The sequence below is a fragment of the Zhongshania guokunii genome (assembly GCF_040892635.1).
GTDB lineage: Bacteria > Pseudomonadota > Gammaproteobacteria > Pseudomonadales > Spongiibacteraceae > Spongiibacter > Spongiibacter guokunii.
Window position 1 is genome coordinate 131,862 of record NZ_JBFRYA010000001.1, and the last position, 19,854, is coordinate 151,715.

Below are 19,854 nucleotides of genomic sequence, written 5' to 3' on the forward strand. Positions count from 1 at the left end.
TATTCAGTAAATAATAAAGAGATATCCAATGCAGCGCGTGTACACCACCGATATAAAGCCACTCGACCCTATTCACGATAATCGTCATAAACTTGGCAGTGGGCCGCTGGCACGAGAGTCGCTAGCCTATTTATTACAGCTGCCGGAAGAGGGTGTGGCGGGTATTGTTTACACTTGGGTCAATGGCGAAGGTAAGGCGGGTTGCGCGGTCACCCTTTTTGGCCCTGGCATTGGGCCAGAGCCGTTGATCGAAAGTTTTGATGGTATTGCGGTACCCGCCGAAATGGATTTTTTTGACTGGCGGGTGGCGGGCTTGCAGCTGCGCTTGGGCAGCTTGCTAGAAACTGCCCACATTCGCTATCAATCTGATAAATTCGAAATTGATTTCCATTTTACCGCCAGCCAACCCGCTTACGCTTATAGCTCTCATAAAGGCGGTTGCCCCCAGTGGATAGCTCATGACCGCTTTGAGCAGCAGGGCACCCAGTCTGGTTCGATACGCTTCGCCGGGAAGGAGATTGCGTTGCGCGGCTACACCCAGCGCGATCATTCTTGGGGTACCCGTGATTGGGGTGTGAATCAGCATTGGAAATGGATACACGCTCAAGCGGGGCCAGAGTTGAGTGTGCATTTTTGGAAGCTGGAATCCATGGGCCAAACCCTGATTCGCGGCTACGTTGATAAGAATGGCCATATCGCTCAGGTGGTTGATGTGGATATTGATTTTGAGATGAATGACGACATGACCACGCGTGTTGTCAATGCGGACATTATCGATACCGCGGGGCGATCAACTCGCTTTCAAGGGGTTCCGTTCGCGACTTTTTATCTTTCACCTGATCCGATGATTACTCTTTTTGAATCGCCGATTTCCGCTTTCATCGACGGTCAGCCCGGCGGTGGCTGTTGCGAAGTGATGTGGACTAATAGCCTGATTAACTACGTTAAAGCAAAAGCCGAGGTGGTCAAATGAGCTTGTCTAGTGTGGCGGCGAGCTTTGAGTTGGGTCGCGATATTGAACCTAGCGTGGTGGCGATGTTACAGCAGGCTGCGAACAATAAATCCCAAGGGGTTTATCAGTCGCTGAGTGCAGGGCAACTGCTGCCTAAGTTAGAGGCTTTCATTCGCACTCAAGGTTTGACTGGGGCCGAGGTGAAAGGTCTGCGCCGGATGGGTGGGGGCGCGTCTAAGGAGCAATTTGTTTTTGATTTACATTCTGCGGCCGGGCCTGTACAGCGCTGCGTACTGCGTATGGATCCCTTAGAAAGCGCGGTGGTGACTGATCGCCGTAAAGAGTACGAAGTACTTAACTGCATGCAGAGTGTATTACCGGTGCCACCGGTGTTATGGGCAGACATAGAGGGCGCTGAGCTGGGGCGACCGGCACTGATTTGCGGATTTATTGGTGGTGTCACCAAGCCCAGCGGTGACAGCGGCAATGTGTCGGGCTTGGGTGCGTTATTGCCTGAGCGGTTCCGTGAGCGGCTCTCGGCGCAATTTATTGACTACTTGGTGGCCATGCATGGGGTGGCCGTGGATTTTAAGCCAGAGGTGTTTCAGGTGCCGGATGCCGACCCCCAGCAGGCGGCGCGCTGGCAATTAAATTGGTGGAGCAGTGTGTGGCAGGATGACGCCATTGAAGGCTCGCCGCTGATGGGCTTGGCCGAGCGCTGGATGCGCGACAATCTTCCCGACGCGCTGGAATTGGTGGTGGTCCATGCCGACTACCGCACCGGCAATTATTTATTCGACGAAGACAGCCAAGAAATTAGCACAGTTTTAGATTGGGAACTGGCCCATATTGGCGACTACCACGAAGATCTGGCTTGGATTATTTGCCATAAAGGCGTGACTGAAGACGGTCAAATTATGGCGTCGGGGCTGATGACGCCAGAGGAACTGTGTGAACTCTACCGCGCGGCAACGGGCCGCCTAGTCGATGCCAAAACTCTGCATTTTTATAAGGTATTGAGCGTGTACAAGTGTGTGGCAATTTGCCTTGCTACCGCGGCGCAAACCGCTGGTCGTAAGCACAGTCATCAAGATGTATTGCTGAGCTGGCTTGCTGCCGCAGGGCACTCCTTCTCCGCCGAACTATTAAGCCTGCTTAAGGAGGGTCAGTAATGAATCCAGCTAGCGCACTGCGCATTGATACCATGATGCGTACTCTGCAAGACACCATTATGCCCGCGATTCGCGATGATCAGCCCCTTGCCAAAGAGCAAGCGGGCCTAATGTTAGGTCATCTTGCGGCGTTGCAGCAGCAGGCTAATCGCGAGCATGCGGTTGATGATTACTGCCAGCGATTGTTGTTTAAATTAGCCGATGCGCTACTGGAACTTGGCGCAGCTGAGGAGAGTGTTGCAGGCTGGCTGGCAGAGCTTGATGTCGCGCGAAAAAACCTTGAGGTGACAGCTATGGGCTTCCATCTAGAGCGTATTCTGGCATGTAGTGACACCAGTTCGGCATTTAAGCGTGAAAGCACTAAGGCATTAATTCAGTACGCTGAGGCGCATACTAATATGGGGCGCGCGTGGTTTTTGCCGATGGGATTTGACGGTAATCCTAAAGAATTGCCGACGGTAGATGCTCTGCTGGCCGAATAATTTTATATACTGCGGCACAAAGCAAAACGGCAGCCCTAGGGCTGCCGTTTTGGGTTTACATAGCAGCGTTGCTGCTAGTGGCGTATAGCTTATGCGTCGGGGTTTTCCAGCAGTATTGCGCTGCCTTGGCCACCGCCAACACAGGCTGAAGCAATACCGTATTTAACGCCGCGGCGTTTCATTTCTTTAGCGACGGTTGTAGTACAACGCACGCCGGTTGCCGCCAATGGGTGGCCGTATGCAGTTGCGCCGCCGTTGACGTTGAGTTTGCTCTCGTCAATTTTTAACTCGCGGGCTACGGCAAGACACTGAGCCGAGAATGCTTCGTTAATTTCGAACAAACCAATATCGTCAATGCTTAGGCCAGTGGCTTCTAACAAGGCTTTGATTGCTGGAACTGGGCCGATACCCATGTAGTGGGGATCAACACCGGCTGCAGAAGAGGCGACGATTTTAGCAAGGGGCTTAATGCCAGTGCGATCAGCGTAGGCTTTGCTAGAAACCAGTGCAGCCGCAGCGCCGTCAACAATGCCAGAGCTATTGCCGCCAGTTTGTACGCCATCCTTAGTGAAAGAGGGGCGCAATTTAGCCAATGTCTCTAGGGTAGTGGGGCGCACATGCTCGTCAGTTGCAAAGCTTTCAACACCGCGCGGCAGCTTAAACTGCTTGGTTTTCAGGCCTTCGCACTCAAAGGTTTGGTTGGTGAGCGTGAGTATTTCATCAGAGAGCACACCGGATTTTTGCGCGGCTAAAGCCCGCTCAAAGCTGGTCATCGCGAATTGATCTACTTCAACGCGGCTTAGATTGTACTGCTTGGCGAGATTCTCGGCTGTGATACCCATTGGGATATCGGCAGCGGCGTCGTAGAGCAGCTCAAGCAGGTAGTCGCGGAAGTCGACTTGACCCAATTTAAAGCCGCTGCGGCTAGTAAAGCTGGCGACCGGCATACGAGACATTGATTCACTGCCTACGCAGAGCATCACTTCGGCTTTATTGAGCTGGCGGTAATCGGCAGCTGCGGCAATAAGTTCGAAACCTGAACCACACAGACGCTGCAGCATCAGTGCTGGTGCGCCTTGCGGAAGACCGGAGTACAGACCAATGTGACGAGGTAAGTAGCCCGCGTCAAAGTCAGAGGGGGCAAGGTTGGCAGCAAATAGGCAGTCGATATCCTGGGGGTTGATCTTCGCCTCGTTAAGCAGGCCTTTCGCGACAGCAATACCGAGATCTGTTGCCGAGATATTCGAGATCGTGCCGTTTACTGCACCAAAGCCGCTGCGGCGGCCGTCGATTAGCCACGCGTCATCGTAGGTTGTGATCATTGTAAAACTCCGGTTGGTCTATTGAATGTTAGCTAGCGTAACAAAAAACGGGAAAGAATTCCCGTAAAGTTACCGGTCTAGCCGATACTGCGCCCGCAATTCTCCCAGTAGGGAGCGCGGAGGTCTTTTTTCGACACCTTGCCAGCGCCGGTGCGCGGGAAGTCGTCGACAAAGGCCACTGATTTTGGGCATTTGTAGCGCGCTAGGCGCTCTTTGCAATAGTCAATTATATCGGCTTCGCTGGGGTTGGTGCCAGGTCGGCGAATAATCATGGCTTTGACTTCTTCGCCCCATTTATCACTGGGGACACCAATTACAGCAGCGCCAGCGATATCGGGGTGCAATGATAAGCAGTTTTCGACCTCGGTGGAATAGACGTTCTCGCCGCCAGTGACAATCATGTCCTTCGCGCGATCGACGATATAGAAATAGCCTTCGTCATCGAAATAGCCCACGTCGCCAGATTTATACCAGCCATTTTGGAAGACTTCCTTCCACGCATCGGGCTTTTGCCAGTAGCCTCTAGCAACGGATGGCAGTTTTATGAGCATTTCTCCCGGTTGATTGGCGCCCAAGCTATTGCCATCGGCATCGATAATTTTGATTTCGATTAGCGGCAGGGGTTTACCACAGGAGGTTAAACGGTGCTCGTTGTTAAGGTCATGATCGTCTGGGCGGAGTAAGGTGATTGCACCGCCAGACTCGGTTGATCCGTAAAACTGCATAAATTTGCAGGGGATCTTTTCCATAGCGCGCTTTAGCAGCCCAACTGAGATAGCTGAACCGGCATACATTATTTCGCGCAGGCTGCTGAAGTCTGTACTTTCTGTTTGCGGGTGGTCTAGCAACATTTGCAGCATGACTGGTGCTACGCCAGCCAGAGTTGGTTTCTGCTGATTTATTAGTTGCAGTACTTCTGTGGGGTCAAATTGGGTGGCGATAACAATAGTAGCGCCGTTGTACATCGCTTGCATTGACAGACCCAGGCCCAGTAAATGGAAGCTTGGCACACAGAATAGGAAACGGTCCTGCGATCCCCATGTGTAGGCTGGCTCAAGGTGCTCGCAGAGGCGCATATTCATAATGCCGGCTTGGCAAAATTCTACGCCCTTGGGGATGCCGGTGGTGCCGGAGGTGTAGATTTGCCAAGTGGTGTCTTCAAGACCACACCAAGCGTTAGGGTCGCTGCTATCAGCGCCGTCGTACCACTGCCAAAGTGGGTTTTGCTCGCGCTGACCAGCAACCATATCAATGCTCGGGATATCGAGATCAATCATGTCACGAGCGCTATCCCAGAGGTCCTTAAAGCTATTTTGAACGATGGCCAATGCGGGCTTGGCGTCGTTCAGGATGCCGGCAGCTTCAGTGCTAGACAGGCGCCAGTTCATGGGAATGAATACAGCGTTAATTTTTGCACAGGCATAAATGGTGAGAAAATAGTCGTCGGCATTGCCGGCGTAGTACAGCACGCGGTCACCTTGGTTTACGCCGGCGCTGCGCATGGCATTGGCCATTTTGCTGGATTTTTCATCAAATTCAGCCCAGCTGAGCGCGTAGCCCATAAACTGGGTGGCGGTCTGTTGCGGATAGTGCTTGGCGTTGTAGCGAACAATGTCTGCAACGTTGCGAATTTCTGGAAAGGCCCACATATTGTCGATCCCCTATTAGTATTATTTGTAGTGGAAGGTTACTTTTTCTTTGTTAGCGATAGCTAGCACCGCGTTCCACGTGTCGTCGGTGCGAGTGCACTCGGTCAGTGCTCTAGATTCCATTTCCATTTGGCTTTCAAGGCCATTGTCGAAACTGCTCAGAAACAAATTCTTGTATTGACCATAGGTAAAAGTTGGTCCTGCTGCCAGTTCTTGGGCTAGTTTTTCGGTGGCCTCAGCAAGGCCTTCTGAACTGTGAATTTCGGTGGCTAGGCCGTATTCCAACGCTTGCTCGGCACTCCAGTTTTGGTTGCGGGCAAAAAAGGAGAATGCTCTGCGAGTGCCAACGCGGCGCGGTAGAAAATAGGAAGAGCCACAGTCGCAGGAAAAGCCGATGGCAGCGAAGGCCGCATAGAACTTGGCATGGGGGCCAACAAGTACAAAGTCGGCAGCCGCAGCTAGTGCAACACCGCCACCAGCGACCAGTGCGTCGCAGCTAAATATCACTGGCGCGTCCATACGCGCGAGTCGAGAAACACCCATGTGCATATCGGCGGTTGCCGTTTTAATAAAACGGGGCAGCGCGGGGCGCTCACCGTTGGCAAAGGTTTTTAAGTCTCCGCCAACACTGAAATAGGGGCCTTCGGCGTCGATGATGACCGCGCGTACGTCGCGGTTATCATCGCATTCGGTGGCGATTAGGTTGAATTCGCGACAAAATGTCGAATCAAAGGGGTTGCCTCGTTTGCCCTGACTAAGGGTGATGCGGGCTATACCGTTCTCTATTTTGAATTTAAACGCCGATAATTCCATGATTGCTTTCTCTTATCTTTAGGTTCGAAACCGCTGCCTTAGCCGATTGAGCGCTCGCTTTTTTCTTTCTCGGCCGAGGCCTTAATATTGTCGCGAATATTGCCCCAATCGTCGTCGCTCAGATCAGATAGACTGGCAAATGTGCTCGGCGCCGCTAAATGGTGGCCACCATCAATGGCAATGGTCTGCCCTGTTAAGTAGTCGCAGCCGTCAGCTTGTAAGAAAATCATCAAGTTCGCCAGCTCTGGCATTTCACCGTAGCGGCGCATCGGGACGCTAGACGAATCGGTGGCGCCGCTCGATTTGCCAGTGGGGTTTAGTTTTTCCCAAGCACCTTCGGTGGGGAATGGGCCGGGCGCCACTGCGTTGAGGCGAATGCCGTAAGGGCCCCACTCTACCGCGAGAGACTTGGTCATGGAGTCGATGGCGGTTTTAGACATTGCCGACGGCACGACATAGGCCGAACCGGTCCAAACCCAGGTTACTAAGTTACTAACGATACTGCCGCGAATCCCAAGGTTGATCCAGCGCTTACCCACGGCTAATACAGTGTAGAAAGAACCGTCCATTACCGTGGAGCGAATAGCTTGATAGCCCCGTGGCGATAAGTCTTTGGTGGGGGAGATGAAGTTAGCTGCAGCGTTGTTGATCAAACCTGTTAGCGGACCTTCGGTAAAAATAGACTCCACCATGTCGTCGATGGATTCGGGGTCGCGGATGTCGCAAATTCGGTAGTGGATTTTGCCGCCGGTGTCCTTGCTAAGCTCCTCGCAGGTGGTCTTTAATACATTTTCACGGCGCCCGCAGATGTACACTTCAGCGCCGCTGGCGAGCAGCCCTCTACTAATTTCTTTGCCTAGGCCCGTGCCGCCGCCCGTAACGAGTATCCGCTTATTGCTGAGAGTGCTGCTATTAAACATGGTAAGGCCTCTTTTATGGGTTCAGATTTGCACCGTTAATATGCGTTTTGGTACTTGGTGGCACATTATATTGGTTTGCTATGTTTTCTATAATGATGTTAATAGTACGCGTGCGAAGTAAAATGGTAAATAGCTAGTGGTTATATAATTTAAAAACACGAGGGTTTATCGCTGCTAACTAGTTGGTGGTCTAAATCTGGAGGGAATTATATTGTCAGAAGTATTCTAAAAAATACACCCAATTACGTATTCTCTTGCCTTGACATTAATGGTTCGCAAACGTAAATTAAGTAAAGTTAACTAATAATAGCAGCGGGGCGTTGTGTTTGGCGGCCAGCTCACGATAAATGAGTGTGTAGGAGTTCATGTGTCATTATTCTCATTTTTAAAGCCCTCTGCCAAGCGGGTTACTGTTATGCCGGCTGGGGTGAGCTTTGATGTTAAGCCCGGTCAGTCAATTCTTGAAGCAGGTTTGGCTGCAGGGTACGCAATGCCCCACAGCTGCACAGTGGGCACTTGCGGTACCTGTAAGTGCAAAATGTCGGAAGGCAAGGTTAGGGAGTTAACCAATTTTGCCTATGTTCTCGATGCTGAGGAATTACAAAACGATGTGATTCTGACCTGCCAAGCGGCCTTGAAGTCTGACGCCGTGATCGAAATTCCTAACTTCGAGTTAAAACACCTCACCCCGCCAGAAGATTTTGAGGGTGAAATCGTCAATTACGAAGATCTCACCCACGATACCCGTAAGGTGACTATTCATCTTGATCGACCAGTTAAATTTGATGCTGGGCAATATCTGCAGATTCACCACGAAGAAATTTTTGGTGCTCGCTCTTACTCTTTTGCAATGGCGCCGGCAGAGGGCGGTTGTCAGGATGTTGAGCTCTTTATTCGCAATGTGCCCGGTGGTGAATTTACCGGTATGTTGTTTGACGACAAGCTAAAGGGCGCCAAGGTCGCTGTGCACGGCCCCGCAGGTAATTTTTGGCTGCGTGATGGTCGCGGGCCAATTATTTGTGTTGGCGGTGGTAGTGGTTTGGCGCCAATTGTTAGTTTGTTGGAGCAAGCGGCGAAGGAGCCTCACGGCCGCCCCTGCGTGATGTTCTTTGGCGCCCGCAGCCAGGCTGATTTGTATTGTCTGGATCGTATTGCGGCAATCGGCGAGGCCTGGGATGGCGCTTTCCAATTTGTACCGGTGCTCTCTAATGAGCCTGAAGACAGCGATTGGCAGGGTTTGCGGGGGTTTGTTAATACCGCGATTGAGCCTGTTGCTGGGCAGTATTTGTCTGCAGATACTCAGGTGTATTTGTGCGGTCCACCGCCAATGATCGACGCGGTCACGGCTACCGTATTAGAGCTGAATATTGTTGAGAAAAATGTTCATGCCGATAAGTTTTTGGATGCCAGTCACGGCATCTCTCGGCAAGACTGAGTTATATTTTTCAGGCGACGTCTTTCTAAGGCGTCGCCATTTCGGAAATTAATAATAAACGGAGATAGCGTATGAATTCCCTTAGTGATATCAGTGTGCCCTCGGGCAAAATGTTAATTGGTAGTGACTGGTGCGACGCTTATAGCGGCGAAACTCTGAGTGTTGAAAATCCAGCTAACGGTGAAATTTTTACGTCTATCGCCGCAGGCGGTGCTGCAGAAATTGATGCAGCGGTAAAAGCCGCCCGCAAGACTTTTGAGTCGACCGCGTGGTCGCGGATGCGTCCTATTGATCGCAGTCGCTTGCTTGAGCAGGTTGCGCTCAAAATTGAAGCTCACGCCGAAGAATTAGCGCTGTTAGAGAGTTTCGATAATGGCAAGCCTAAGCATTTGGCGATGATGGTCGATATTCCTTCTTCGGTAGAAGTGTTCCGCTATATGGCGGGCTGGTGTACCAAAATTTACGGTAAGACACTGCCAATTTCTGGTGATGGTCGCCAGTATCATGCTTACACCTTGCGCCAGCCGGTTGGTGTGGTCGGCGCTATTGTGCCGTGGAACTACCCATTACCTATGGCCTCGTGGAAAATCGCATCTGCGTTGGCAGCGGGTTGTACTGTGGTGCTTAAGCCTTCAGAGGTGACATCGCTAACAACGTTGCGCTTGGCAGAGTTAATGTTAGAAGCCGGTGTTCCGCCTGGTGCGCTGAATATTGTGACTGGTGTGGGTGAGATAGCTGGTGAAGCGTTAATTACCCATCCTGATGTAGATAAAATCGCTTTTACTGGCTCAACCCCAGTTGGTAAGCATATCTTACGCAGCTCGGCAAATGACCTGCGTCGCGTTAGTCTAGAATTGGGTGGCAAGTCGCCAACCATCATCATGCCTGATGCTGATTTGGATAAAGCGATACCCGATGCGGCAATGGCGATATTCTTCAACTCTGGGCAAACCTGTTTTGCAGGCTCGCGGCTGCTCTGCCACGAATCGATTTATGATGTTGTGGTGGCCGGTATCAATGAAGTGGCGAAGAACCTGCCAATTGGCGCAGGCCAAGACCCAACGACAATGATCGGCCCTGTTGTAAATAAAAAGCAACGAGACCGCATTGAAAATTACATCAAAATCGGTCAAGAAGAAGGTGCCGAGCGCATTTCACCTGAAGGCGATTTGCCGGGACAGGGTTATTACGTTAAACCCACTATTTTGTCTGGGGCGTCGTCGGATTCACGAGTGTTTAATGAAGAGATATTTGGGCCGGTGCTTACCGCGACCAAATTTAGCACCGAAGAAGAGGCCGTTAAACTGGCTAACCAGAGCCAGTTTGGCTTGGGTGCCAACCTGTATTGTAAAAATGTAAAAACTGCCCACAAAATGGCCGCAGCAATCCATGCTGGAACTGTGTGGATCAATACCTACTTTGTGGTTGATGCAGCAATGCCATTTGGTGGCTTTAAAGAGTCGGGTATCGGTCGTGAAGTGGGTGAGGACGGCGTGTTGATGTTTACCGAGTCTAAATCTGTGTGTGCTTTGTTGGACGACTGATTTTCAATAAACCTCGTTATAAGTCGAATTAGGAAGATAAAAATGCAGATAACAGCAGCGGTAAGTCGAGCAGCCGGAGCAGATTTTTCAATTGAAAATTTGGAAATTGAAGACCCAAGGGCTGATGAGGTTTTGGTTCGGATTTTAGGTGTGGGTGTGTGCCACACTGATATTGCGGCGCGGGATCAAGCGATTCCTGCCGAAATGCCTATCGTGCTTGGCCATGAAGGCGCCGGTATCGTAGAAAAAGTTGGGTCAGGTGTGACATCGGTCAAGCCAGGCGATCACGTGGTGCTGTCATACACCTTCTGTGAAAAATGCGCGCCTTGTGATCACGATCACCACAACTATTGCCAGCAGTTTGCTCCGCTTAATTTTGTCGGTATTCGCGCTGATGGCAGCAAGGCTTTATCAGACAGCTCTGGCCCCGTGAGTAGCCACTTTTTCGGTCAGTCTTCATTTGGAAGCTACGCACTGTGTTATGAAAATAACGTCATTAAAGTACGTGACGATGCACCTTTGGAGCTGCTTGGGCCGCTTGGTTGTGGAATTCAGACTGGCGCGGGTACATTTATGCGCTCAATGGCCTGCGAAGCGGGTTCAGCGGTTGCGGTAACCGGTGGTGGTGCAGTTGGTCTTGCAGCCGTATTAGGCGCAGTAGTGCAGGGCTGCTCGACAATTATTGTTGTGGAACCCCATGAAAATCGTCGTAAGCTAGCGTTGGAGTTGGGTGCTACTCACGTTATAGATCCGATGGCTGGCAATATGACCGAAGCGATTCGCGCTATTGTACCTAACGGCTTGAACTACGCACTAGATACTACTGGCAAGAACGTTGTGTTTGGCGGGCTTGTAGCGGCAATGGCCGCGGCCGGTACCATTGGTGTGGTGGGGGTGCCCAGCACTGAAGAAGACGCAACATTGAAGCTGGATGTGCTTAATATCTTGCTTTGCGGTATTAAAGTGAAGGGTATTTGCGAGGGTGATGCGGATCCAGCGGAATTTGTGCCGGTTATGGTCGATCTTTATATGGAAGGTAAGTTTCCCTTTGACAAGCTTTGTGATTTCTACGCGTTTAATGATATCAATCAAGCGGTTGCTGATCAGCACAGCGGCAAATGCGTTAAGGCTATATTGAAATTGTAAGTTGTCAAAATGCCCTGCGTTAATTCGGTTAGCGATAGCTGGCGGCGTTGACCAGGGCTTGTTTTAGTGCGGTGTTAGCACCAGATTTTTATTAAGACATCGTGCGCTTGTATTTTTACTCTTCCTAAATCTAGCGAAAGTTCACAGTTATTAAAAGCACAGTGAGAAAATATTTGACACAATAGTTAGCTTATGAATAAATAGTACACATAAGGTTAGTAAGGATATCGTCGTCGCAGAAATCGGCGGATTCTAAAAATAATCGATAAATACAAAAAATATTAAAGCAAGGGTGAATAATATGAAAAAAAGTGTTTTGGCTGCAGCTATTGCGGCTATACCGCTAATGGCGAGCGCGACGTATGCGCAAGATAATGGGGACGGTACCCAAAAGAAACGGACCAACCGTTTGCTGGAAGAGGTCGTGGTTACGGCCCAAAAACGCGAAGAAGACTCACAAGACGTTCCTATCGCGATTCAGGCATTCTCTGGCGATAAACTCGATGCCTTCAACATTGAAGATACCGCCGATTTACAGCGGATCACACCGGGACTCACCTTCACTTACACCTATGGCTACACGCTGATTTACCTGCGCGGTGTGGGTAGTGATGCGTTTCTACCCAACGCCGATCCAAGTGTGGCTACTTATATTGACGGTATTAATATTCCAGCGAGCCAGGGTAAACAAGATACTTTGGGCCCAGTAAAGCGGGTTGAAGTACTTAAAGGCCCTCAGGGTACCTTATTCGGCCGAAATGCAACGGCCGGTGCGATTAGTATCGTTACTGATGATCCACCAGTCGACGAGATTGTTGGTAATATCAAATACGTGCAAGGCAATTATGGTAGCCAAGAATACCAAGCATATTTGGGTTTGCCTATTATTGACGGGCTAGGTGTTACCTTGGCGGCCTTCAAAGATGGTCACGAAAATTACGGTATGAATTATAGTAATGGCGTGGAAAGACCGATTCGGGAGGACTTCTCGGAAGGTGGTCGCGTTAAAATAAAGTGGGATAGCGACGATTTCTCGGCGACCTTAATTGGTTCTTATGTTAACCAGTATAACGGTAATTCATTAACACAAGAAAATACTCGGCCCTCTCTACTTCTTGGCGCTGGGGCAGAGGTAGATGAGCCAGACCGCGACTCACATACTAATTTGGAAGGCGGCAATGGCACCATTAACACCATGTTTGGTGCGATTCTTGAGTGGCGTCCAGGTCCAGTTGATTTGAAATTTACCTATGCCGATCAGTTGGCCGATGTTGACCTTGGCCAGTTTGACTATGATTCGACTGATGAAGATCGCTCAGGTTTCGTTACTTATGATCAATACAACGATCAGCAAACCTATGAGTTTCAAGTACTGTCGAATTCAGAAACCCCTGGCTCGGACAGTTTTGAGTGGGTTGCGGGTTACTACCGGTTAGAAGCAGAAGGTGGCTTTGGTCGCTTGTTCTTCTTTGTTAATAGCGGCATTGCATCTGGCTTGCTCACAAATGTATTAGACTCTGCCACAGTGCCTTTGCTAGGGTTAAATACCGGTAATTTGGTGGCGGGGCTTCCAAGGGTTACGCTGGAATCGGGCGGTTTGCTTTATACCGAATCTGATGCTGTTTATTTCCAGGGTACCTATAGCATTAATGAAGACTGGAAGCTTACTTTGGGTGCTCGCTACCAAGAAGAAACCCGTGAAATTGGTAATACCAATTTGTACTTGGTCGACACGCTATCTCCTGGTATGGATCAGTCTTACTACGAGGGCGACGATTACTCGCGGAATACCCTTATTTCTGAATTTGGTGGTGAGCCGCTAGAAGAAGAAACCTTTTCGCCGAAAATTTCGCTGCAGTGGTTCCCAGATGAAACTACGCAGATCTACACCTCTATTCAGCGCGGTTATAAGAGCCCGACCTATAACATCGTAAACTTCTTCGGTAACCCCGATGCAGTTGAGGGTGAAGAAGCTACCGCAGTTGAATTAGGCTTTAAGTCTGAATGGCTAGACGGAACCTTACAGCTTAACGGTGCAATCTACGCGTCTGAAACTAAGAACCTGTTAACGGGTATCGTGTCATTCACTTCTGGTGCAATTGTACGTTATGCCAACGCCGGCGCTGCAGAGGCGAAGGGTGTTGAGATAGACATGCAATGGCAGCCAATGCCAGATTGGAATCCAGGCTTGGCAATTACCGGCGGTGCTTCTTATGTCAACTCAGAGTTTACCGACTACACCAATGGCGAAGGCTTTGATGACACAACAGGCTTATATTTCGGACCTGGTGGCTTAGAAGATATCCCTCTTGGATTGTTGGGCATAGAACTGCCGATATCGACTGGTGGCGTAATCAATGGTCCGCGTGATTTCACCGGCAACCAAGTGCCGCGGGCGCCGAAGCTGACCTCGTCAGTATCGGTTAACCAATTCATAGATATTGGTGATTTTGGTGGCCTTGAATTGGCGGTAGATTACTCCTACAAAAGTGAGTATTTCACCACCCCACAGAACTCACCGTTCTATGTACAGGATCAGTATGAAATCTGGTCTCTGCGCACTAGCTACTTTTATGACCCTTGGGGCCTACAGCTAACGGCATTTGTTGATAATGCGAAAGACAAGGATTACTACGCGTCTATTCTGCAGCAAGACTTTGGCCGCTCAGTTACCTTGGCGCCGCCACGGCTCTACGGTTTAAAAGTTAAGTGGGATTTTGATGTCTTCCTAAACTAAGAGATGTTCCATTGCCGCCCAAAAGGGCGGCTTTTTTTGATCACAGGCTTGGTAATGAAAGTAATATAAGGCTCGCTATTTCACCAAGCGTGTTTAATGATTAATTTTAATAAATTAACTATAAAAATATTTGGAGTAAGACATGAATACAACCAATATAAAGCACGGCGTATTTTTGATACTTGGTATTGCGGCCTTGCTGCTGACGTGGCCCCACGCCTTTGATTGGATGGCCAATGGCGGGAATATCTTTAATCCGATTACCTTCTTTACCGATGCGATTGATGCCGGTGAAACAGCGGCCTTTCTCAGCATCGATATGATGATAGCTTGGACCGTGTTCATGATTTGGGTGGTGTATGATACTGACCGAATTGGTATGGGTAAAAAATGGGGCTGGTTCTTTGTTGCGCTGTCTTATATTGGCGTATCCTTCACTTTCCCTGTGTATCTCATTGTGCGCGAGCGTTATATTGATAAGCACCGCGCCGAGAAATAGGGTTCGGTTATTGCTGCGCGATTAGGAGGAATATTACTTTCAATTGCGAAATATAAAAATGCCCCGTCATTACCATTCTAGGTTATGACGGGGCATTGTTATTACTGTTTAAGTTTAAGCTAAGCGATCTAAAAATACTCGGCGAGCAACTTCGTATTCGTTGCTAAGCCTAGCGACAAGCTCGGCGGTAGCTACGATGTCTTTCACGGCATTAATGCCTTGTCCGCAGCCCCAAATATCCTTCCATGTATTAAAGCTCTGGCTGGTTTCGCTTACATCAATGGCTTTGTCGGCATCGCGTTTTAGTGATTTTGGATCTAGCCCTGCACGCTCCACGGAACCAACTAAAAAGTTTGCGGGTACGCCGCTAAATGCGTCGGTGGTGATGATGTCTTTGGCGCTACCGTCAACAATCATGGCTTTATAGTCCGGAACTGCATTTGCTTCTTTGGTCGCAATAAATGGCGAGCCGATGTAGGCAATGTCTGCGCCGGTGGCCAAGGCCGCGAGAATATTCTGACCGGTGGCAATGCAGCCGGAGAGGGCCAGCGGGCCATCCCACCACTCTCTGATCTCAGAGACCAGAGCAAAGGGTGATATGGTGCCGGTATGGCCTCCTGCGCCCGCCGCAACGGCTATAAGGCCATCAACGCCGCCTTCAACAGATTTTTTCGCCTGACGATTGGAAATCACGTCGTTGAGTACGATGCCGCCGTAGCTATGTACCACCTCGCAGATTTGCGGGGCAACATAGAGGCTGACGATAACAATGGGAATTTTGTATTTGGCGATAATGTCCAAATCACCCATTAGTCTGTCGTTGCTGGGGTGAGATATTTGGTTGATTGCAAATGGCGCCGCTGGCTTGTCGGGGTTCTGGCGGTCGTATTCGGCCAGCTCGGCTTGGATCCTCACAATCCATTCTTCCAGTTGGCTTTGGGGGCGAGCATTTAGCGCGGGAATCGAGCCAATGATGCCGGCTTTGCACTGTTCTATAACTAACTCTGGTGTTGAGGCGATAAACATCGGTGCTGCCATAACGGGCAGGCGAACGTTTTTGGTGAGTATTTCGGGAAGAGCCATAGTTTAATCCTCGTTATATAGAGCGGCTAATGAGATCTTTCATGATTTCTGACGTGCCGCCGTATAGGCGCATTACACGGGCATCTCGCCATAGGCGTGCAATTTCGTATTCCTCGATATAGCCATAGCCGCCAAAGAGTTGAAGGCAGTCGTCTACGACTTTACAGCGCAGCTCGCTGTGCCAGAGCTTGGCAGCGGCAGCTTCGTGAGTGGCGAGTTTGCCATCAACCAGCGCTTGTATGCAGGCATCGAGATGCGCCCAGCCAACTTGTAAATTGGTTTTGAGATTGGCTAACACGAAGCGGGTGTTTTGAAAATCAAATACCGCTTTGCCAAAGGCCTGCCGTTCTTTAACGTAGTCTACGGCAATATCGTAGGCATGCTGCGCTGCGGCTTGGCAGGAAATAGCGATAGACAGCCGCTCCTGTGGCAGTTCGGTCATCATGTAGATAAAGCCTTCGCCCTGTTTGCCAAGCATATTTTCTTGTGGGATGAATACATCTTCAAAAAACAGTTCGGCGGTGTCCGATGAGCGATTGCCGACCTTGTCGAGCTTACGACCTTTAATAAAACCGGTCTGGTCGCAGCCGCAAACAAACAGGGAAATGGCTCGCGCGCCGCTATCGTCGCCAACCCGCGCGGCGATAACAGCAACGTCGGCGTTCAAACCGTTGGTAATAAAGGTTTTGGAGCCATTGAGTAAAAATCCGCCCTCGACGGGCGTGGCCTTGGTGCGGATGTTTTTTAGGTCGCTGCCGGTACTGGGTTCGCTCATACAAATGGCGCCAATGGCTTCGCCGCTGGCCATTTTTGGTAACCACTGCCGCTTGACGGTTTCGGTGCCGTAGTTGTTGATATAGTGAGCCACAATGTCGTTGTGAACGCCAAAGGCGGGGCCAGTAGTGCCGGCGAGGGCGGTTTCTTCAAGGAGGATAGCGTTAAATTTAAAATCCAGCCCGCCGCCGCCGTAGGCCTCAGGAATATCCGGTAAAAGCATACCGTTATTGCCGCAGGCGCGCCAAAACTCGCGACTGACAATACCCTTGGTCTCCCACTCTTCTACATAGGGGGTAAGCTCTTGGGCGTACATTTTTTTCACGCTCTCGCGGAACATTGCGTGGTCTTCGTTATAGATGCTGCGCTCTATCATGATGATAATCCTGTTACCCTAATTTCAGCCCAGAGATTGACAAAATTTATATATTCCGTCTAATGATATTTATTCTGTAATAGTCGTAAAGGGAATATTAATTGAATCCTAATAAATTGCGCCATATTGTTGCGGTCGACCGCTGTGGATCACTGACGGCAGCAGCAAAGCAGGTTCATATTACGCAGTCGGCACTGACCAAAAATATCGCCGATATTGAAGATGAGATAGGCTTTGCTTTATTTGAACGCTACGCACGCGGCGTGCATGCCACTGCACAGGGCAGAGCGTTTATAGATAGGGCTGCGCGGATTGTTGCTGATTTGGATCAGTTAGCCACCGATGCAAAAATGGGGCGCCAATTGACCAGCTCGCGGATACGGGTTGGGGTTTGCCCTCCATCGCTAGTGTCCTTGCTAAATACGGCATTAACGCAAATGTTGATGACCCATCCCGATGTGCGTATAGAGCAAACTACCGGCTGGATTGAGCAGAGCATTCACCATTTGGTGAATCGCGATATCGATTTATTGGTAGGTCCTGCACCGGCGATTATGATGCATAAATCGCAGTTTACTATTCATCTATTGCCGCCGCTGGAAATTTGCTTTTTTGTACGCAAGGCTCATCCTTTGAGCGGTCGTTCGAACATTAGTATTGGCGAGTTGAATCAGTTTCCGATGGCGCTGGCCGATCGCAGCGTGGCGACAGCAGAGCTAATTAATCAGTTATTTGGCGCGCCAGTCATTCCGCCGGACAAACAGCTGCACATTATTGGTCATTTCTCAGCGGCGTGTAAAATTGTTGCTAATACCGACACTATTGGCACAGTGGCTGCTTCATATCGAGAGAATGACTCCTTTCTAGAGGAGTTTTCGCTTCTGAGTATTGTTGAAGAGGTTGACCCCATTCCTTTGGCGGCGGCCTATAGCTCAAAGTTTTTGCCGAGCGAGCCGATGAAAACCTTGGTCAGTATGCTCGAGTCATAAACTCTGCGATAAGCACTGATCTATAAAAAGGACTTGGCGATCATTGTAAGCGCAGCCGCTCGAATATTCATCAAAGTCTAAAGTGGATGTTCACACTAAGTGGTTTTTGTATTAAATGATCGCTAGCGAACTTTACTTTTGCAAACTAATAGCTATACTAGCTATTCAAGTTGTTCTGGTTGTTCACTTTTTTGTAGGGCGTGCGCAGGGCGCGGTGTTTTTGAGTTGATGAGTAAAATTATGAAGAACATAACAGTGGCTACTAATGCAAGTGGCGTTATGGTGGCAACGTTGGATATGCCGGGCCGCCCCTTCAATGTATTCTCTGAAGCGATGATGGCTGATCTCGCCGCCCTAATTGATCAAATTGAACGCGACACGGCAGCTGGCAACGCGCCGGCCGGCCTGGTGATAACATCGGGTAAATCGAGCTTTGTTGCTGGTGCCGACCTTGCCATGATTCAAGACTTTGGCGCCATGCGGTTTTCTGCCACGTGGCAGGAAATGCGCGACCGTTATAGTTATTTAGGCCAGTTATTCCGTCGCTTAGAAAAATTGCCGGTGCCAACGGTAGCTGCAGTAAATGGCTTGGCACTTGGTGGTGGCTTGGAGCTGGCTATGGCTTGCCACGGCCGGGTGTGCGCAGATTCGAAGTATATTCAGCTTGGCCTTCCAGAAGTATTGCTCGGGCTCCTGCCTGGCGCCGGCGGCACCCAGCGTTTGCCTCGCTATGTTGGTACTGAGCTCGGCACTAAAATGTTGTTGGACGGTAAGCCTTTAACTGCTGATCAGGCGCTGGCCAGTGGCTTAGTAGATGCGCTCGCTGCACCTGAGGAGCTCATTGCCGCTGCGGTGGAAATGGTGCTAGGTATGAAGGCTGGCGCACGTTGGGATACGGCCGATTTTAGTATGCCTGACAGCGATCGATCTGCCGCGGACGAGGATTTTAGGAGCTGGGCTTGCGAGGTGGCTGGTGTGAGTGCTCGCGATTCCAATCTCTATCCAGCGGTAGACGCCATAATCAATTGCCTTACTGGCGGCCACGGTAAATCAATCGATGCCGCTTGCAATGTTGAATGGGATATTTTCGTCGATTTGATGAGCGATCCCGTTTCCTCAAATATGGTGACAACCTGCTTTTTGTCCAAAACAGCAGCGACTAAAAACTCCCTTGCGGGCGTGCCTGAGATAGCGGCACCGGCTAGCTTTGCTGTGATCGGGGGGGGCGACCTCGGTAAAAAGCCCTTTAAAAAAATGACGCAAGAAAGTGAAGTTGACGCTGATTTTTATCTTGCCGATCTGGCTTCTAGTGATGTGCGTGCTGATCTACTGGTGCAGGACCTGCGTGTTACACAAAGCGCCCTGAGCGATAAACCTGTGCTGCGCCTGAGCGGGACTTTTGCCGAGAGCGAAGTGCTTGAGCTGGCGCCAGGTAAATCCGCTGAGGATACTGCGCTAGCCATGGCAGTTCTGCAGCGCAGCGGTAAGCCAATTGTGGTTAGTCGCAGCGCGAAGAGCGTAAATGAAGTGTTAATTAGCGCAATGCGCTCGGCTTATGCTGGCGCTGGCGTGTCTGCACAAAATTTCTATACGCAGTGCGAAGCGGTAGGTCTAGAGTGGCTGGCGCAAACCGCGATTGAAGAGCTCGCCGAGCCCGCTCGCAGTTTGCAAGTGACTGATCGAGCCCTAGGCTTGCCGCTATTGTTAGGTTTGTCGCTAGACGTTTACGCTTGGCTTAAAAATGAGTTTGGTGACAGTGCCAATGATGCGTTGTTAGCGGGTATTGATCTTCTTGCCGTATACGGCGTCGAGTTTCCAAAGTGGACCGGCGGGCCTTTATCTTGCCTGACCATGTTTCAGCGTGGCGAGCTTAAATACAGCGGTGCTCAAGCCTTGTTGGCGCAGCTTGAATGGCGCTTTAAGAATGAATTGGGCTACAAGCTAGCAGCAGCCTAATTCAG

The 19,854-nt window shown here is 50.2% G+C and carries 16 protein-coding genes; 10 read left to right on the forward strand and 6 right to left on the reverse strand.

Going from position 1 to position 19,854, the window contains the following annotated elements; translation table 11 throughout:
- The first annotated feature begins 28 nt into the window (after positions 1-28).
- Genes AB4876_RS00555 through AB4876_RS00565 form a run of 3 tightly spaced genes read left to right on the forward strand, consistent with a single transcriptional unit; the run spans position 29 to position 2,606 of the window.
- Positions 29-973: a DUF7064 domain-containing protein gene (locus AB4876_RS00555; protein WP_368379711.1), complete on the forward strand. Its 945-nt coding sequence runs from the start codon at positions 29-31 to the stop codon at positions 971-973.
- The gene (locus AB4876_RS00560; protein WP_368379712.1) at positions 970-2,124 is read left to right on the forward strand and encodes a phosphotransferase family protein; all 1,155 of its coding nucleotides are present in this window, start codon (positions 970-972) and stop codon (positions 2,122-2,124) included. The genes AB4876_RS00555 and AB4876_RS00560 overlap by 4 nt, the downstream gene beginning before the upstream one ends.
- Positions 2,124-2,606: a hypothetical protein gene (locus AB4876_RS00565; RefSeq protein WP_368379713.1), complete on the forward strand. Its 483-nt coding sequence runs from the start codon at positions 2,124-2,126 to the stop codon at positions 2,604-2,606. The genes AB4876_RS00560 and AB4876_RS00565 overlap by 1 nt, the downstream gene beginning before the upstream one ends.
- Before the next feature lie 89 nt (positions 2,607-2,695).
- Here AB4876_RS00565 and AB4876_RS00570 read toward each other — a convergent pair whose 3' ends face one another.
- The 4 genes from AB4876_RS00570 to AB4876_RS00585 form a co-directional block, all read right to left on the reverse strand.
- Positions 2,696-3,928, reverse strand: coding sequence for a thiolase family protein (locus AB4876_RS00570; protein ID WP_368379714.1), 1,233 nt, complete (start codon positions 3,926-3,928; stop codon positions 2,696-2,698).
- A gap of 77 nt (positions 3,929-4,005) precedes the next feature.
- The gene (locus AB4876_RS00575) at positions 4,006-5,577 is read right to left on the reverse strand and encodes a long-chain-fatty-acid--CoA ligase (RefSeq protein ID WP_368379715.1); all 1,572 of its coding nucleotides are present in this window, start codon (positions 5,575-5,577) and stop codon (positions 4,006-4,008) included.
- A gap of 21 nt (positions 5,578-5,598) precedes the next feature.
- Positions 5,599-6,390 carry an enoyl-CoA hydratase/isomerase family protein gene (locus tag AB4876_RS00580; RefSeq protein WP_368379716.1) on the reverse strand — a complete coding sequence of 264 codons (792 nt, stop codon included), beginning with the start codon at positions 6,388-6,390 and terminating at the stop codon, positions 5,599-5,601.
- Positions 6,391-6,428: 38 nt separating this feature from the next.
- Positions 6,429-7,310, reverse strand: coding sequence for an SDR family oxidoreductase (locus AB4876_RS00585; RefSeq protein ID WP_368379717.1), 882 nt, complete (start codon positions 7,308-7,310; stop codon positions 6,429-6,431).
- A gap of 367 nt (positions 7,311-7,677) precedes the next feature.
- Here AB4876_RS00585 and AB4876_RS00590 point away from each other — a divergent pair, with 367 nt between their 5' ends.
- From AB4876_RS00590 to AB4876_RS00610, 5 genes are all read left to right on the forward strand, one after another.
- Complete coding sequence (locus tag AB4876_RS00590) at positions 7,678-8,745, forward strand: NADH:ubiquinone reductase (Na(+)-transporting) subunit F (protein WP_368379718.1); 1,068 nt, start codon at positions 7,678-7,680, stop codon at positions 8,743-8,745.
- Between the two features lie 71 nt (positions 8,746-8,816).
- The gene (locus tag AB4876_RS00595) at positions 8,817-10,289 is read left to right on the forward strand and encodes an aldehyde dehydrogenase family protein (protein ID WP_368379719.1); all 1,473 of its coding nucleotides are present in this window, start codon (positions 8,817-8,819) and stop codon (positions 10,287-10,289) included.
- Positions 10,290-10,331: 42 nt separating this feature from the next.
- Entirely contained in the window at positions 10,332-11,435 is a 1,104-nt protein-coding gene (locus tag AB4876_RS00600; RefSeq protein WP_368379720.1) for an NAD(P)-dependent alcohol dehydrogenase, read from the forward strand.
- Positions 11,436-11,736: 301 nt separating this feature from the next.
- On the forward strand, positions 11,737-14,172 hold the full coding sequence (locus AB4876_RS00605; protein ID WP_368379721.1) for a TonB-dependent receptor: 2,436 nt from the start codon (positions 11,737-11,739) through the stop codon (positions 14,170-14,172).
- Positions 14,173-14,314: 142 nt separating this feature from the next.
- A complete protein-coding gene (locus AB4876_RS00610) occupies positions 14,315-14,671 on the forward strand; it encodes a DUF2834 domain-containing protein (RefSeq protein ID WP_368379722.1) in 357 nt (118 codons plus the stop codon).
- Positions 14,672-14,785: 114 nt separating this feature from the next.
- Here the strand turns inward: AB4876_RS00610 and AB4876_RS00615 are convergent, their stop codons facing one another.
- Positions 14,786-15,754: an NAD(P)H-dependent flavin oxidoreductase gene (locus AB4876_RS00615; protein WP_368379723.1), complete on the reverse strand. Its 969-nt coding sequence runs from the start codon at positions 15,752-15,754 to the stop codon at positions 14,786-14,788.
- Between the two features lie 13 nt (positions 15,755-15,767).
- The gene (locus AB4876_RS00620; RefSeq protein WP_368379724.1) at positions 15,768-16,904 is read right to left on the reverse strand and encodes an acyl-CoA dehydrogenase family protein; all 1,137 of its coding nucleotides are present in this window, start codon (positions 16,902-16,904) and stop codon (positions 15,768-15,770) included.
- A gap of 101 nt (positions 16,905-17,005) precedes the next feature.
- On the opposite strand from AB4876_RS00620, the gene AB4876_RS00625 reads away from it, so the two are divergent.
- Positions 17,006-17,893, forward strand: a complete 888-nt coding sequence (locus tag AB4876_RS00625) for a LysR family transcriptional regulator (RefSeq protein WP_368379725.1) — start codon at positions 17,006-17,008, stop codon at positions 17,891-17,893.
- Positions 17,894-18,133: 240 nt separating this feature from the next.
- The gene (locus AB4876_RS00630; RefSeq protein WP_368379726.1) at positions 18,134-19,849 is read left to right on the forward strand and encodes an enoyl-CoA hydratase-related protein; all 1,716 of its coding nucleotides are present in this window, start codon (positions 18,134-18,136) and stop codon (positions 19,847-19,849) included.
- Positions 19,850-19,854: the final 5 nt, after the last annotated feature.